General features: G+C 50.7%; 12 protein-coding genes. 2 read left to right on the top strand and 10 right to left on the bottom strand.

The window, feature by feature from the left end; translation table 11 throughout:
• Positions 1-151: 151 nt before the first annotated feature.
• Together fnr and ogt are read right to left on the bottom strand one after the other, a co-directional pair.
• Complete coding sequence (gene fnr / locus KP22_RS05195; RefSeq protein ID WP_039299770.1) at positions 152-898, bottom strand: fumarate/nitrate reduction transcriptional regulator Fnr; 747 nt, start codon at positions 896-898, stop codon at positions 152-154.
• Between the two features lie 249 nt (positions 899-1,147).
• On the bottom strand, positions 1,148-1,681 hold the full coding sequence (ogt, locus tag KP22_RS05190) for a methylated-DNA--[protein]-cysteine S-methyltransferase (RefSeq protein WP_039299772.1): 534 nt from the start codon (positions 1,679-1,681) through the stop codon (positions 1,148-1,150).
• Positions 1,682-2,166: 485 nt separating this feature from the next.
• On the opposite strand from ogt, the gene KP22_RS05185 reads away from it, so the two are divergent.
• Together KP22_RS05185 and KP22_RS05180 are read left to right on the top strand one after the other, a co-directional pair.
• Complete coding sequence (locus KP22_RS05185; protein ID WP_039322836.1) at positions 2,167-3,462, top strand: Gfo/Idh/MocA family oxidoreductase; 1,296 nt, start codon at positions 2,167-2,169, stop codon at positions 3,460-3,462.
• A gap of 108 nt (positions 3,463-3,570) precedes the next feature.
• Positions 3,571-4,890 carry an ABC transporter substrate-binding protein gene (locus tag KP22_RS05180; RefSeq protein WP_039323475.1) on the top strand — a complete coding sequence of 440 codons (1,320 nt, stop codon included), beginning with the start codon at positions 3,571-3,573 and terminating at the stop codon, positions 4,888-4,890.
• Positions 4,891-4,956: 66 nt separating this feature from the next.
• Here KP22_RS05180 and sodC read toward each other — a convergent pair whose 3' ends face one another.
• The 8 genes from sodC to KP22_RS05140 all read right to left on the bottom strand — a co-directional run bounded on the left by sodC (position 4,957) and on the right by KP22_RS05140 (position 15,650).
• A complete protein-coding gene (gene sodC, locus KP22_RS05175; RefSeq protein ID WP_039299779.1) occupies positions 4,957-5,481 on the bottom strand; it encodes a superoxide dismutase family protein in 525 nt (174 codons plus the stop codon).
• Positions 5,482-5,535: 54 nt separating this feature from the next.
• Entirely contained in the window at positions 5,536-6,765 is a 1,230-nt protein-coding gene (locus KP22_RS05170; protein WP_039299782.1) for an SAM-dependent methyltransferase, read from the bottom strand.
• A complete protein-coding gene (locus tag KP22_RS05165; protein WP_039322833.1) occupies positions 6,762-7,487 on the bottom strand; it encodes a DUF1365 domain-containing protein in 726 nt (241 codons plus the stop codon). The genes KP22_RS05170 and KP22_RS05165 overlap by 4 nt, the downstream gene beginning before the upstream one ends.
• Positions 7,480-8,748, bottom strand: a complete 1,269-nt coding sequence (locus KP22_RS05160; protein ID WP_039299788.1) for an NAD(P)/FAD-dependent oxidoreductase — start codon at positions 8,746-8,748, stop codon at positions 7,480-7,482. Before KP22_RS05160 ends, KP22_RS05165 begins: the two co-directional genes overlap by 8 nt.
• Positions 8,749-8,753: 5 nt before the next feature.
• The gene (locus KP22_RS05155; RefSeq protein WP_039299791.1) at positions 8,754-9,470 is read right to left on the bottom strand and encodes an SDR family NAD(P)-dependent oxidoreductase; all 717 of its coding nucleotides are present in this window, start codon (positions 9,468-9,470) and stop codon (positions 8,754-8,756) included.
• A complete protein-coding gene (locus KP22_RS05150) occupies positions 9,467-9,946 on the bottom strand; it encodes a nuclear transport factor 2 family protein (protein ID WP_039299793.1) in 480 nt (159 codons plus the stop codon). The genes KP22_RS05155 and KP22_RS05150 overlap by 4 nt, the downstream gene beginning before the upstream one ends.
• A gap of 257 nt (positions 9,947-10,203) precedes the next feature.
• Positions 10,204-12,666, bottom strand: coding sequence for a putative virulence factor (locus tag KP22_RS05145; protein ID WP_039322830.1), 2,463 nt, complete (start codon positions 12,664-12,666; stop codon positions 10,204-10,206).
• Positions 12,663-15,650 carry a virulence factor SrfB gene (locus KP22_RS05140; RefSeq protein WP_039322828.1) on the bottom strand — a complete coding sequence of 996 codons (2,988 nt, stop codon included), beginning with the start codon at positions 15,648-15,650 and terminating at the stop codon, positions 12,663-12,665. Before KP22_RS05140 ends, KP22_RS05145 begins: the two co-directional genes overlap by 4 nt.
• Between the last annotated feature and the right edge of the window lie 2 nt (positions 15,651-15,652).

Raw genomic sequence — 15,652 nt, 5'->3', positions numbered from 1 at the left:
CAAGAGTACCGCAATGGAATCGCTTTGAACAACAGAGATAAGCCGCAGAATAACAAAATAAGAAATATCACGAACGGTGAGGAAAGGGAGGAGAGAACGTGACGTTGCCACAGTAAAATAGCGGCAACGTCAGATAGTTAGGCTGGAAAGATTATTTGCGTGAAGACCCAGCTAATTCGGAAAGTGCATCAATATTCTCGATAGTGATGTATTTCCCTTTCACTGCAAGCGTACCGTTCTTCTGGAAACGACCCAACAGGCGGCTGATGGTTTCAACGGTTAGTCCCAGATAGTTACCGATATCACCGCGCGTCATGGTCAGACGGAATTCACGTGGCGAGAAACCACGCTGAGCGAAACGACGGGAGAGATTGTAGACAAACGCCGCCAGACGCTCTTCGGCATTCTTTTTCGACAGCAGTAAAATCATGTCCTGATCGCCACGGATCTCACCGCTCATCAGACGCATCATTTGCTGGCGCAGGTTAGGCATTTTCCCTGAGAGATCGTCCAGCGTCTCGAAAGGGATTTCACAAACCATCGAGGTTTCCAGTGCCTGAGCAAAACTTGGGTGCTGAGCAGTTCCGATAGCGTCAAAGCCAACTAAATCGCCCGCCAGATGAAAACCGGTGATCTGCTCATCGCCTTGTTCGGTGATGGTGTAACTTTTTATCGTACCGGAGCGGATGGCGTACAGCGATCTCAGCTCATCGCCTGCTTTAAACAACGCTTGCCCCTTCTGGATAGGCTTCTTCCTTTCAATGATGTTATCAAGCTGATCAAGCTCATGTTCATTCAGGGTGAAAGGGATGCATAGCTGACTGATACTGCAATCCTGACAGTGGATTGCACAACCGCCAGACTGGATGCGTCGGATAATTCGCTTTTCCGGGATCATAGGCTTTGCTCAGGCAATAATTGATATTGGTCAATTTTAACAGCTTTTATCGGCTGTGATAAGACCAACAATCATCGGAATAGACCAATAAATAGTGAACTAACTATAATTTTTCGATTTTGCTAGAAGATATTCCGATATATAAGCGCTATATGACGATAATATTATCGCCTACCTCGTTCTTGAACGATTAAGACGTTGATTAATCGGAATCACTTAAGGGAATTCTCACGTATCAAAGCGTTATAATTATAGCGGTAAACTATTTTGGCGAGGTAAGTAACCCTCATGGGCTAACAGCCACTGTTTACGATGAATCCCCCCTGCGTAGCCCGTCAGAGCACCGCCGGTTCCGATGACGCGATGGCACGGGACCACAATGCTGACAGGGTTTGAGCCGTTTGCCATGCCGACCGCACGCGCTGCGCCAGCACGCCCTAATAGCGTGGCGAGTTCGCCGTAGGTAGTAATCTCTCCGCAGGGAATTCGACGTAATTCCCGCCAAACCTGCTGTTGAAATTCCGTCCCTATGGACGCGACGGGCAGTGTATCAATAATCGCTAATTCGCCATCAAAATAGCGTTGCAGACTGTCTGTCAGACCGCCGGGATTATGACGTGACTGTAACGAAAAGGGATCATTCCGATAACTACGATTGAGCGAGCGAAATAAATCGTCTTCATACTCGCGCCACTCGACGGCACGTAAATGATTATTTTCATCAGCAATAATCAATAACTCCCCAAGCGGGGTGGCCATCGTGTCCTGAAAAAAAGTCTGCATAGTGATTCCTTGTCGTTCCTTACGCGCTTGTCGCTTTCCTACATCTCTCATTAGTATCCGGCATCATCAGACGGATTGAAAATAAAATGCGAGATATGTAGAGAGAATTCCGTTGATGTGCGCATTCTTAATAGAATCGGTGCTCATTCAATGTGAAAAATGTGAGTTACCATAATCTTATATTGTTAATAAAATCAATGGCTAATTCGCGTGCGCCCAATTTGCATTTATGAGAGATGAAGCATGTCAATCTTCATCCTACTGCCAGATAACATCGTCACATGGCAATAATGTGAAGGTGAACGATGTCGGTATGCTCTATTTTTTATGGCAAAGACATAGAGTGGGGTATGGCTTGCATGATGAAAATCACTATACCAGCTCCCTTAATCGGCATGTGCCAGTCGATTCGGTGAAATTTTTTAGCGTCCTGTTTTATGTACGAATAGCTATGCGCCCTACGTTATTTGGAGGAAATACACAGAATGAAAAAGAAATATGCCGTAGTGGGAATGGGGGGCCGCGCGGGCCTTTATCTGGAGTCGATCGCCAGAGATTATAGGGATCAGGGACAATTTGTTGCTTTTTGCGATACAAACCAGACGCGAATGGATTACGCCAACCGTATTGTCCATAAATTCGGACACAATAATGTGGCAACGTATCACGCCGATCGATTTGAACAGATGATCACGGAAACCAAGCCAGATATTGTTATTGTGGCGTCAATAGACCGGACGCATCATCATTATATTATTCGGGCAATGGAATTAGGGTGTGATGTCATCAGTGAAAAACCGATGACGATTGACGAAGAAAAATGTCAGGCCATTATTGATGCGATTAACCGCACTGGCCGTAAATTACGGGTGACCTTTAATTATCGTTACGCACCACACCACAGTAAAGTCCGCGAGTTAATTGCGGCAGGGGTGATTGGTGAGGTCTACTCCGTTCATTTCGAGTGGCTGCTAAATACTGAACACGGAGCCGATTATTTCCGTCGTTGGCACCGTGACAAGCGCAATAGCGGCGGGCTGTTGGTCCACAAATCCACACACCACTTTGATCTGGTCAACTTCTGGCTGAACAGCGAACCGGAAACGGTCTATGCGCAAGGCGATTTACGTTTTTATGGTAAAGAGAATGCCGAAACACGTGGCGTTACGGAATTTTATTCACGTTCACATAATAGCGCTGCGGCTGAAAACGATCCGTTTGCATTGCATATGAATCAAAGCGAACAGCTGACAGCTTTATATTTAGATGCCGAACACGAAGATGGTTATTACCGTGATAAAAGTGTGTTCGATGACGGTATCAATATTGAAGATGTGTTGGGAGTGATGGTGCGCTATAAGAACAAAGCCATCATGACGTACTCATTAAATGCATATTTACCCTGGGAAGGATTGAATGTGGTGTTTAATGGCAGCAAAGGCCGGTTAGAAATGAAACTGGTCGAGAAATCTTACGTAAACGGAGGCGGACAAAAAGAGGATGAAGGTGCGCTGAATGAATGTGAAATAAAGATCTATCCGATGTTTGAAGAGCCTTATGTCGTACCGGTTGAATTTAAATCGGGCGGACACGGCGGCGGCGATCAGGTCATGTTAAACGATCTGTTTGGTACACCGGAACCCGATCCATTACATCGTGCAGCGGATTATCGAGATGGGGCAATGTCTATTTTAACCGGTATTGCCGCTAATCGGTCATTACGCACCGAACTGCCAGTGAAAATAAGCGAACTGGCCGTTAACCTGAAAAGAGGGAATTAATTAGAGTCTCTGCCATGTCGGCAGAAAAAGCTTCCGCATCCGTAGTACCTGTCTGTCCTAAAAGAGCAGCGGGTGGAAACCTCCGAATACAATTATAAGGGTTCTATTATGGCGAAAACACGGAACACATTATCTCACTTACTCCTGCTCTGTGCGGCTCTTCCCTTGGGAGCGGCATTTTCTCACTCTGCTGACGCTGCCGAAATCCGCATCTCTTGGTGGGGCGGCAATCAACGACATGAGGCCACGCTGGCTGCCATTAACGCATTTCAAAAAGCCAACCCGACAATCTCGGTTAAAGCCGAATATGCTGGTTGGGACGGTTATCTTTCCCGTCTATCAACCCAGATGGCAGGGGGGGAAGAGCCTGATGTTATTCGTATTGACTGGAACTGGCTGCCGCAATTTTCCCGTAATGGCGACGGTTTTTATGATCTGAATAAACAAAAAGACGTTCTGGGGTTGGGTGATTTCCCGCCTAACGCTCTGAAAACGGCAGATGTAAAAGGGAAACTGCAAGGTCTCCCGATTTCGATGACGTCCCGCAGTATGATTTACAATAAAACCACCTGGGACAACGCGGGCGTTGCTTACCCGAAAACCTGGGATGAACTCTTTGCCGCTGGCCCGGTGTTTAAACAAAAACTGGGTGACAACTACTATCCGCTCGGCGTAGCTCAAGGGGCAAGCGACGTGCTGGATATTCTCACGCTCGGTCGTAGTTATATGGCGCAGAAATACGGCATTGATATGATCGATGAGAAGAAGCAAAGCATTGCCTATAGCCGCGATCAGGTGCGGGAACTGTTCGGCTTTTATAAAAAGCTGGTTGATTCCCATGTGATACCCGATCAGCGCTATTTCTCCTCGTTCGGGCGCACCAACGTCTATGAAATTCGCCCGTGGATTAACGGCGAATTAGCGGGCATGTATCTGTGGGATTCTGCCATCTATACTTATTCCAGCAACATGCCGAAGGATACCGTATTAGAAACCGGACCGTTCATCACGATGCCGGGCGCTAAGGACTCTGGGTTGACAAGCAAGCCCTCCTCACTGTTTGCGATTAGCAAGAACAGTAAACACCCAAAAGAAGCGGCGATGCTGATGAATTTCATGCTGAGTAACCCAGAAGGCGTGAAGGCACTTGGGTTGCAAAACGGTATGCCAGCCAATCCGAAAGCACAAAAACTGCTGGAAGACATCGGCGTGATCAACCCCGGTAACCTATTAGCCAATGCCTATCGGGCAGCAGTGGCACAGCCTGAATCGAAGGTAGCTGTATCACCGTTTATGGAAAATCAGGAACTGGTACAGTTATGGACGACGAGTCTGCAAAAACTGGACTACGGAAATGGTGAAGTGAATAAGGTTGCCGATGATTTCCTCAGCGGCGCTAACCGTATATTAAAACGCGCGATTCGATAACCAACGATTGTTAACATTCGATGCCATATCCTTCGCGATATGGCATCGTTACTTTCTCTTCTTGCTTTACTTAATCACACCACACGCCATACGGGCACCGCCTCCACCCAACTTTGCTGGCATATCGGCATAGTTATCCCCGCCGACATGAACCATCAACGCGTGGTTTTTCACCTCAGACAGTGATTTTATCCGAGGAGCCAGAATCGGATAGGTTGACGTACCATCGGCATTAGCTACCAATCCGGGCAAATCACCTACGTGTCCCTGATCGTCATAAGGCCCAAGGTGTTTACCTGTTTTCTTTGGATCGAGGTGGCCGCCTGCTGCCAGCGCGGGAACTGATTTACCGTCTTGTTCGGCTGCTTCACAACTGGCATTTTCATGTACGTGGAACCCGTGAATACCCGCTTCCAGTCCCTTTAGATTCGGCGTAAAAAGCAGGCCGTACGGGGTTTCCGTAATGGAGACTTCACCGATACTGCTACCTGCGCCCGTTGGTAGCGCTTCATTCAGCGTCACCGTGGTGCTTGCTGCGAAGGTGGAACAGGAAAAGAACACGCCTGTCAGGATAAGTGCCTTCAGTTTCATTGTCTTTTACCTCTTAGGGGTTGAGTGTAAAGAATCAATCGAGATGTTTTTTGCTCATGGTCTTTCTGCCGTGAGTTGTACTGTGCTGATGGTGCGTGCTCGAAAGCCTGCTTCGCAGTAGCAAAGGTAAAATACCCACAGGCGTTGGAAAGACTCATCAAAACCCTGAGTACTCAGGGTATGCCACTGCTGATGAAAACGCTGCCGCCACTCTCTGAGGGTGCGGGCATAGTCCTGACCGATATCAAACAGGTCGCGGGTGATAAAGTCGGTATGCCGCGTCATGGTGGTAGTCATCGCCGTGACAGAGGGTAGGAAACCGCCGGGAAAAACATAGCGTTGGATAAAATCCACGTTGCGAGAGTAATGATGGTAGCGTTGGTCGGCGATGGTGATAGCCTGAAGCGCCATTCGGCCTTGTGGCTTCAACAATTGCTGGCAGCGTTTGAAGAAGGTGGGCAAATAGGCTTTCCCCACGGCTTCGATCATTTCGACCGATACCAGTTTGTCATACTGGCCGGTCAGCGCACGGTAATCCTGAAGCAACACCGTTACTTTATGACTCAGTCCTGCCTGCTGAATACGCTCAACTGCGTAGTCATATTGCTGCTGTGACAGCGTGGTAGTGGTGACGTGACAGCCATATTCACGGGCGGCCAGTTCGGCAAGTCCTCCCCAGCCTGTGCCAATTTCCAACAAATGATCGGTTTCACACAGTGCCAGTTGTTCGCAGAGACGGCGGAGTTTAGCGCGCTGAGCTTCTTCCAGCGTCATGTCAGGCTGCTGATACCAGGCGCTGGAATAGAGCATCTCGCTATCGAGAAAGCTGCGGTAAAAATGATTGCCCAGATCGTAATGAGCGGCGATGTTTTTCTGCGCCTGCTGTGGGCGATTACGGCGACACCAGTGGATAAACCGATGAAATGGCCCGGTGAGCCAGCCAAAACGCGTTTCAAGCGTGTCGATTAGCGGCTGGTTTTGCGCCAATAGCTGAAGAACGAGTGTGAGGTTTGTTGAGCTCCAGTCGCCATCAATATAGCTCTCTCCGGCAGCGATACTCCCCCCCAGCAAGACACGGCGATAGACACGGTGATTATGTATCGTGATTTCGCCTTGCAGCGTTGCGTGTTGATCCCCGAAGAACGTTTCATTACCTCCTGGTTCGCTAAGACGCACACTTCCGTTTTCTATTCGCCCAAGCAGGGTGAACACCACTTTTCTGGCTCGGGTATAGCGAGCGGTATCGTTCGGGTGACGCACCAGCTGTGTTTCCGTTGAACTCATGAGTTGTCCTTCTTTCCAGACTGCGGATGAGGATAAACGGGCGAGCGTTTAATCCACAGTTTCAAAGCCTGCCAATATATGGTGCAGGCGGTTTTCATCGTCATTAACGGCAGGGACCAAAGCTGATTACGCAAATTGGCGCGAGTGAGCGGCTGGCGATGGAGCAACAGCGTCGCATCAAATTCGCGTCCTTGTCTGTGGTTCTCTATGTGGATCCGCAAACGCTCGACGGGCGGCGTGAGTCGCCAGTGGTAAACCATATCCATCGGGTTAAAAGGCGACACGTGGAACGCCTTGGAAATGGGAGTAGACCCATCGGGGACGACAGCATAAGTATGGCGTTCGTTCCAGGGCGTATTGCGCACTTCTGCCAATAACCAGCGTAGCTGGTTATGCTCATCGTACAAATAATAGAAATTGACCGGGTTGAAATAGCACCCCAGATAGCGTAGCTGGCATAGCAGCAAGACCTTACCCGTTAGGCGTTCCCCAGTCAGCTCCACAATCCGATCCTGGGCTTTGGTTTTAATATCGCCGCCACCGAGATAATCACCGCGATAGAATGACGCTGGAGCAAAACGCTCCAACGCAATGCCTGCATGCGGCAAGGCGGGGATTTCATCTAAATCGATTAATGCCATGAATAGCGCATAGTCAAAACGATGCGTGACGGGTGTGAAGCGCCGATGACGAACCTTACCCACATACAGCGCGCTATTCATGTCGCACACCTTGCTCGATGTGGCCGACGACATCCAGCGCGCTTTTTACACCGTCTTCATGAAAACCGTTATACCAGTAAGCTCCGCAAAACCAGCTACGGTTGTGCCCATTAATACGTTCGCGCTGTTGTTGATACTCTGTTGTCTGTTGAGTAAAAACGGGGTGATGATAAACCGCGCGATGCAATATTTTACTCGGGTCGATATCTTGCTGAGGGTTCAACGAAACGCAGAAGGTGGTGGATGACCGAATACCTTGCAGGATGTTCATGTTATAGGTGACGGACGCACGCGAACGGCTAAGCGCCTGATCGACCGGCAGACGATAATTCCAACTCGCCCATGCCCGTCGGTTATGGGGTAAAAGTCGGGTGTCGGTATGTAAAATCACGTGGTTAGGCTGATAACGTATACCACCGAGAATATGCTGCTCATCGGGCGTACGCGTTTCCAATAGCGCCAGCGCCTGATCGGAATGGCAGGCAAAAATAACCTGATCGAACCGATGCGCCTGTTCGGTGATATGCACCGTAACGCCTGCGTCATCACGCACTACCTGACTGACAGGCGTCTGGCGGTGGATCGTCGCCCGATCGCGGACACGCTCGGCAATGCGCCGTACATATTCCCGCGACCCTCCGGGCACCACCATCCACTGCGGACGATTGACCAAATCCAACAGTCCATGATGGTTGAAGAAGGTCAGGAAAAGCGATAGCGGAAAAAGTCGCATATCTTCAAGCGACGACGACCAGATTGCCGCGCCCATGGGTAAAAGATAGTGCTGAGCAAAGAACGGCGAGAATTTTTCCTGCTGCAATAAATGGCTTAGCGTCAGTCCCTGATAATTATCGTCACTCAAATACCGCTTACACACGCGGTTAAAGCGCACGATTTCCGCAACGAAGCGATAGAAAGTGGGGCGGAACAGGTTGCTGCGCTGGGCAAACAGCGTGTTTAAGGTATGCCCGTTATATTCCAGCCCGGAAACCGGATTACTGACCGAAAAACTCATTTCGGTAGGCTGCCCCGTTAACCCCAGTTCATCCAGCAGAGCAATGAAGTTTGGATAAGTCCGCTCGTTATAGACAATAAAGCCCGTATCGATGGCGTAGGGCGTACCATCCTGAACCACATCGACCGTTGCCGTGTGCCCCCCCAGATAATCGTTCGCCTCAAACACCGACACCTGAAAGCGATCGGATAATCTGAGTGCACAGGTTAAGCCAGAAATACCGCTACCAATAATGGCAATCTTCATACTTTTTACCTTACTAAGCGGCTTGCCAGCAGACGTTGCCATGACTGTGGGAGCACAGAAATCAATTTGAGTAATAGCGCAAAACGTACAGGGAAGGCGATTTCGCGTTTCTTCTTTGCTAGCCCACGCCGAATAGCATCAGAAGCATGGGACACGGAAATCAACATCGGCATAGGGAAATCATTACGCGCAGTCAGTGGTGTCTCCACAAAACCGGGCAGGATCAGCGACACGGTGATATTGCGTGCCTGCAAATCCAGCGACAGGCTGCGGGCAAAATAGGCCAGTGCCGCCTTTGAGGCACCATAGGCTTCCGCTCGTGGTAGGGGAACGAGGCTGGCGGTTGAACCCACCAACGCCAGATGACTATGGCTGGCAAGCTGTGGTAATAGCACCGACAGGCAATTGACCGGGCCGATGACGTTGGTTGTTAGCACCCGGCTGATTTTTTCTGCTTCAACGACGCCATTATCCAGATATTCACAGGTTCCGGCACTGAGAATCACCAGATCGGCCGTCACGCCTTCCAACGCCTGACGCGTGTCGTCTAAATTCGTCATGTCAAATGCCACAGTGCGAATGGCTGGAGAGGTGGTAGTCAATGCGTGAAGCCGTTGCTCGTCGCGCCCGCAGGCGAGGACGTCCCAACCGTCTCTGGCATAATCCAGTGCCAGCTGTTGACCGATTCCAGAGCTGGCGCCAGTAATCAACACGCGCCTCATGTTTTAAGTCTCGACTTCAGATAGTTGATTAACGAGCCGAGCAAAGGAACATGCTGATAAAGCATCGCACCCATGTCGTAATAATCACGGTGGTAGATAACTTTATTGTCGGCAAAGAGCAGGTGGCTACAGCCCGCGAGCGTCAGTGGCGCATTACGCTTTAAGGACGGATGTGCATAATGCATCGTCCAGAACATTGTCGCACCGCCGCGAAAAGTGTGGATATCGCTGATATCGAACTGACAATAACTCAGATTGTCGAGTGAATGGGAAAAGTAATGATGTAAAGCACTCAACCCATGATGACTAGATACGGGATCGATAAAATGAATATCCTGATGATAAATTTCACCCAGTTCCGCTAACCCCTCAGCTGTCAGTTCTCGATAGAATTCCCTTATTTTCAGTAGAACAGGTTCATGCTCGCCATTCTCTACCGAAATGCCGTCTTCCTCGCGCGCTTGTTCTATCGTCATAACCACTCCTGTTAAGGTCACCCACTCCCACGTGGTGGAAATGGCTAACAGATAGAGGAACGTCAACGCTTATTAATTGAAAGATATCAACTTAGGTATAGATTGAATCCACCGTTCGTCAAATAAGATTTTGAGAAACAACAACGGAGGATAAACACATCAGGAGGGGATAATGTTGCAGAAAAAAGGAAACATGACGTGAATATTAGTGACAATGTCACGTCATGTTTCTTACATCGACAGTGGTTGACTGAACGTTATTTTTCAGCAGGCTTAATCAACGCCAAAATCGTTCCCAGCTGTTCACGTTGTTCCGCGCTGACCTCTCGCGCAGCGGAGTAACCCGCGTTCTGGATAATCATCTCATTCAGACCAACCAGCCAGTCATAGATATAAAATGCCGTATTGTTGGTCGGCGTGAGCGACAGTTTGGTTAAACGCTGTGAGGCCCCAAAGCTGACCGACTGTTTTTCCGGCTTGGCGAAAATCTTATGGCCGCGATTGATGCGGCTGGCAGGGCGCAGAGATTCATCGAGCTGCTGGAAGCCGAGCCAGGCGACAAAATCGCCGAGAATGGTCAGCACGCGTGAAACCTGACGGTCGGCTTTATTCTCACGATTGATACCCAACTGCTCACCATCAACCAACATATCGACCAGCGCTTCTTCGATACGTAAACGGATGCTGCCGGTAATCAATTCTTCGACCAATATTTCGATCGTTGATTTCGGCACGTTCAGCAGATCGAGGAGCGGGGCATTTTCCGGCAAGCCGCGCAGATAATTAATCCAGTAACGATAAACGCCGTGCGCATAGTCCGCTTCATAGCCATGATCGATCGTCAGAACGGGCATGACAGGCTGGTCGAGAGCGATCGGTTCATCGGCAAACAGATCGATTTCGATCCCGACGCCAAACGGATCGCTATTGGCTAAAGGAGCAGAGATATCTTCCGCATCGGCGTGAAAACCGCCGTAGCTTGCCCCTTTCTGTTGCAGGTACAGACGGCGCAGCTCATCACGTGAGGGTAGAAGCCGTTCCAATAGCTCGCCGTGCACGCCGGTGCGGGTCTGGAGCGACTTAAGTAAGGTTTCTGCGATGCGCTGTTTTTCCGCCGGGTCGTCAACATCAACGGGCAGATACCAGTTACCTAGCAGGTTATCGCTGAGTTCACGTTGGATCTCATTCAGCTGTTCGCTGATGCGTCCCAGTTTCACTTCTCGATGAACTTCAGTCCCTAGCCAGGTTGCCATCCGTGTTACACCACGTTTATCCATGGCCAGCATCGTTCCCCAGGCGTCGCCGGGATTACCGACATAACGCTGTACCGCGGCATCGTAGTTTTGTCCGTGCGTAATACGACGGTCATGGCGGGTAACAGCCCAAATCAGCCCCGGTTTACGGTGGCTACGAACCTGCGCATTTTCACCCTGAGTCTGTTTGACCCAATGATCCAGTGCCTTGCCGACCACTTTAATATCGGCACGGTCGCCCGCGGCGCTGCATACCATCAGAACGTTCATTTCCTGATTGTCGGTATAGCGTTCCAGTAGATAGGCGCGTTTCGCGCGCAATAGCGAGTGTGCCAGCGGATATAGCGTGTTTTGACCTTTCGCTGGTGGCACGATTCGCGTCTCGCGAACCTCACCAAAACCGGGGAAATCCAGTACATCGACCTGCTCGAATAGCGCTTCTTTAGGCGGTGACTGTAGTGGAATAAGCAACTCCGCCGTCAGCATCGTCAACTCGGCCAGCGAAATCTCAGCCGTTTTCCCGGCACGGCCGTTTTGAATCGGGCGTACCAGCACGCTGGGATCGTCGGTACTGTGCAGTCGCTCCAACGCGGAACCGTCGACCAGACCGTCTGCGGGATTTAGCTCATCATCCACCAGTGTCCGTAACGGTGCTAATAACTTACTTGCACCAGACAAGTGTTGCAGCGTGTGGCTGAAATGGCGATACGCGGAAGTCAGAGAATTCAACTCTCCCCACAGTATAGAGAAGAGCTGGGCACGGTCATCTACGGTGAGATAAGGTGCGAGTTCAATCGCAACTGGCCAGAAGTGCGCTTCCAGCTGTTTCTGCCGTTTGACATCGTGGCGTATGAGATAGTCCCAGAGTTCGACCACTTCATCGCGGCTCATCCCTTCAACGGGTTCTGGCTGGCGGTGCATCAACAGCGTTTTAATATGTTCAGCGATATGGCGTTCATCCAGCTCTTCAAACGTTGTCTCTTGGTTGAGATCGTTTAAAAACGCGTTAGCCATGATCTTGCCAATATCCAGCTCGCCGAGGAGTTGCAGTTGAACGGGAAACGATTTGTTCTTCACACCCGACTGTCGGCTAAAACGCGTAACGAGCGCGGTTGCCCGGTCAGACGGATTAATGTGATCGATAAAATCCAGCTGTTGCCCCTCAAATGAGGTTTCCAACTTGCCGTTTTCTCCCCCAGCCAGCGACGAGATAAGATAGCTTTTCCCTGCCTGAGACAGGCCAAAAAAGCCGATGGCAATCTCTTTCTGCGCCACATCGGAGAGATGCTGCGCTTTATTGTGGTTACGGCGCAGTTTGACGATCAAGCGGTCGGCTTCAATATCCAGACGAGGGGCGTTCTGACGCGTGGTTTCAACCCAGCCGATAGCCTGTTCAACACCTTGCGCGACGGCCTGTAGCTGGCTGTGAAGTCGGGTAGAAAGCTGTTTGGGTGTTAATCGTTTCATTTTTTAAATACACTCCCACTATCGATCCAATAATGGGTCGCTCCAGAGCCGTTAGCGGATAATGTGTTCAATTTAAGTCGTAAATGATGGGGTGGAACGCGGGTGCCGTCTTCCAATACCGCATCGGCAATCTCAAAGCGCTCTGGGCTGTCTTGATCGTCGCTCCTGGTCACGGCCAGTCGGACGCGTAGCTTGCTGTCCCCGACGACCTTACGGGCTAAATCCTGATCGACAATCGACAGCATATAGAGCGAGGAGGCAGGCCAGCGCTCATTGTCCAACTGGCGGAATCCGAGGCAGAGAGAACCTCGCACCTGGAAGCTTTGTTTCGCGTCCAGCTCGAAATCTGATGCATCCAGATCGATATCGCTGTAATACACATTATCCAGCGTCAGGGCATTGTTGCTGTCCATCATGCCGAGATAACGCACCGTGGAATACGGCTGGAAATCACCGACTTTAAAGTAAAAGCCCGGCAGGCGCAGATCGAGCGCCAGCAGGCACAACATCGCACCGACGGCAGCGGTGGATTTCGGGTTATCGATGCGGCCGCGCTTGTTAAACGGATACCAGTCATTGGTATGATAGCCATCAAGCGACAGCATCCGATTAATCGGCAGCGGTTGCAGGTGACGGAACAGCGCCTGAATCCCCGGGAAGCGCGAAGGGCGACCGGTGAGTAGTAGCACATCGCACGAGTACAACGACACGACTTCAGACATCAGGCGCAGGTTCTGCGTGATGTTCATTTTGTTAGACAAAAATTCGCCGTGCAGCTTGTTCAGTTTGAGGATCAGCGGCACCTGTAAAATATCGAATACAGCATCGCTAACTGGCAGTTCGCGCTGCACTTCTGTATTGATGTATTCCAGCACTTTTTCCGTCGGCGCCTGTTCCAGCAGTTCACCGAAGGTGGATTCGATCTCGGCGCTGGTGTCCAGCGGATCGAAACGCTCGTAGGCTTCCAGAATCGCGCGACCGATGGGAATGAAAACCTGCAACGTTACCTGCTGGCGCAGCGTAAGCTGAGCATCCATACGGCCTTCATTGCCGAACAACTTCGCCATCAGCGCATCTGGGCTAGCCATTCCTGCGGTTTTCAGCGCAGCCTGTAGCGCGGGGAGGATATAAAGCTGAATCACATCCAGCAGGATATCGTCACCTGCGACCTTAAAACCTTCGCGGAACAGCAGGCGTGGTATGATTTTAACGTTGTTACCAACACCGTCATCGAGCAGATATTGCGTAATGGCGAGGTCAGTGGTGCCGCCTCCGATGTCGATTGAGGCAATACGCAGCGTTTTACCTACGGGTTCGCCCTCATCAAGCTCTTTATCCGGACGAACCATACTGGCAAAAAAATCCTCTGCGCGGCCACCAAAGTTCACCTGTGCTTCGTTATACAGGTAAACCATCTGTCCACATGTCGCTTCATCCCATTCAATTTGCACATCAGGCACTGGAACCCGGCTCTGTTGCTTGTCTGCCAGCGTGGTGAAATCTTCGTCCATTGGGTGCCAGTCCATCGCTTTCCAGACCAGAGCAATAGCTTCATGCATGCGGCGGCGGAAAATTTCACGCTCGGGCTTCGGCATCGCGGAAGGGAGGGTCAGAATGATGTTGCGCAATTGGCGCGGCGCGCTGCTGTGGATCATTTTCAATCGCTGGGCGGCGCTGTTCATCTGCATGAGCGCCTGCGCCAGCAGTTCGGAGAGCATGAAGGTCATTATCGAACTGCGGCTATAGTGCGGCGAAAACACCGGTAGACGCTCATCCAGCGGCTGGTTGTAGAGCGGTTGACCTTCATCATTCAACATAATGGTCAGCGGCATGGCGGTGGCTAACGGTTCGGCCTGAGAATGCGCGTCCGTCTGGCTAAAACGCCAGCCTGGCGCATAACTCTCTTCGTCCCACAGATAACGACGCGGGCTGGAAATACCGCTCGATCCTTCCGTTCCCTGACGCAGCAGCGCCATATGGCTGGCTTCGCGTCCGACGCGGGTAATCGACGGCCAGATGAAGGCATCATCACGACCGCTTTCCACGGAGAAATTTTCCTTGCCGAACTTCGCCTGTGAAAACTCAACCCGGCTCTCAAACAGCTCGTTATACAGATAATGAGGTTCACTCAGGTCGCGCAATTGCAGTTCATAGGTCTGCTTCAGGCCATTGCTTTCGTCTGCATGGTCTTCAACCAGAATGCCGCAGGTGTGCGAATTACCGACATCCAAAATCAGGTCAACGTTGACGGCGGGTTCCTGCAACGTGCTGGTGTTGATGCGAATTTCAGGTATTTCAAGCTGATTGCCCAGCATATCCAACACATTCAGGTAATGCGCCTGATATTCGAATCCTCTGAGCGCCACTTTCACATCATGGTTATCGCGTTTTTCCTGCGCTTTAACCTGCTGAGTAAAGACTTCGCGCAGCCAGCCGTCGACCCACGTTTCATCGAGGAATTCACCCAGCTCATCGCTGTGATAAGCCAGCGCGAAATTTCCGCCGGTTTTGATGTCATTGGCATTCGGTGCCAGCGACTCGTATTCGTGACCTTCGGGATAGGTTTTGGTATCAAACGCCAGACAAATGCGGTGCGTGTTGCCGTCCTGATCGGGCGTATCCAACGCAAGGATCTGCATCCGCGCCCAGTTGTCCGGGCCGCCCATAAAGGTACGCGGCGGATTGAAGCGGAAAAAGGGCAGCGGCAGCCAGACCTTTTCCAGCAGCTTCAACGATTGCTCAAGTGAAATACTTAACTCAGGCTTCACCACTTCCGGCGGCATACCCGTTGCAGAAGGCAGCAGGAATTTATCCGTATGTTCATCATAAAGCAGGTGCAATAAGGGGCCGTTGGCACTTTTACGCACATAGCAGTTAGGCTGTTCAGCCAGAAACTGCGGCTTTAAAGCAAAATCCAAAAACTGAATCCCGCTGTCCTGAATCAACGTAATGCGTTGTTTATAATCGGTAATTGTCGCCAGCATGA

The organism is Pectobacterium betavasculorum, from assembly GCF_000749845.1.
GTDB classification, from domain to species: domain Bacteria; phylum Pseudomonadota; class Gammaproteobacteria; order Enterobacterales; family Enterobacteriaceae; genus Pectobacterium; species Pectobacterium betavasculorum.
This window is presented reverse-complemented; position numbering and strand designations above follow the sequence as displayed.

Bases quoted from the DNA above. Each gene is read 5' to 3' on its own strand.
- fnr (WP_039299770.1), bottom strand. From the start codon at position 898: ATGATCCCGGAAAAGCGAATTATCCGACGCATCCAGTCTGGCGGTTGT.
- ogt (WP_039299772.1), bottom strand. From the start codon at position 1,681: ATGCAGACTTTTTTTCAGGACACGATGGCCACCCCGCTTGGGGAGTTA.
- KP22_RS05185 (WP_039322836.1), top strand. From the start codon at position 2,167: ATGAAAAAGAAATATGCCGTAGTGGGAATGGGGGGCCGCGCGGGCCTT.
- KP22_RS05180 (WP_039323475.1), top strand. From the start codon at position 3,571: ATGGCGAAAACACGGAACACATTATCTCACTTACTCCTGCTCTGTGCG.
- sodC (WP_039299779.1), bottom strand. From the start codon at position 5,481: ATGAAACTGAAGGCACTTATCCTGACAGGCGTGTTCTTTTCCTGTTCC.
- KP22_RS05170 (WP_039299782.1), bottom strand. From the start codon at position 6,765: ATGAGTTCAACGGAAACACAGCTGGTGCGTCACCCGAACGATACCGCT.
- KP22_RS05165 (WP_039322833.1), bottom strand. From the start codon at position 7,487: ATGAATAGCGCGCTGTATGTGGGTAAGGTTCGTCATCGGCGCTTCACA.
- KP22_RS05160 (WP_039299788.1), bottom strand. From the start codon at position 8,748: ATGAAGATTGCCATTATTGGTAGCGGTATTTCTGGCTTAACCTGTGCA.
- KP22_RS05155 (WP_039299791.1), bottom strand. From the start codon at position 9,470: ATGAGGCGCGTGTTGATTACTGGCGCCAGCTCTGGAATCGGTCAACAG.
- KP22_RS05150 (WP_039299793.1), bottom strand. From the start codon at position 9,946: ATGACGATAGAACAAGCGCGCGAGGAAGACGGCATTTCGGTAGAGAAT.
- KP22_RS05145 (WP_039322830.1), bottom strand. From the start codon at position 12,666: ATGAAACGATTAACACCCAAACAGCTTTCTACCCGACTTCACAGCCAG.
- KP22_RS05140 (WP_039322828.1), bottom strand. From the start codon at position 15,650: ATGCTGGCGACAATTACCGATTATAAACAACGCATTACGTTGATTCAG.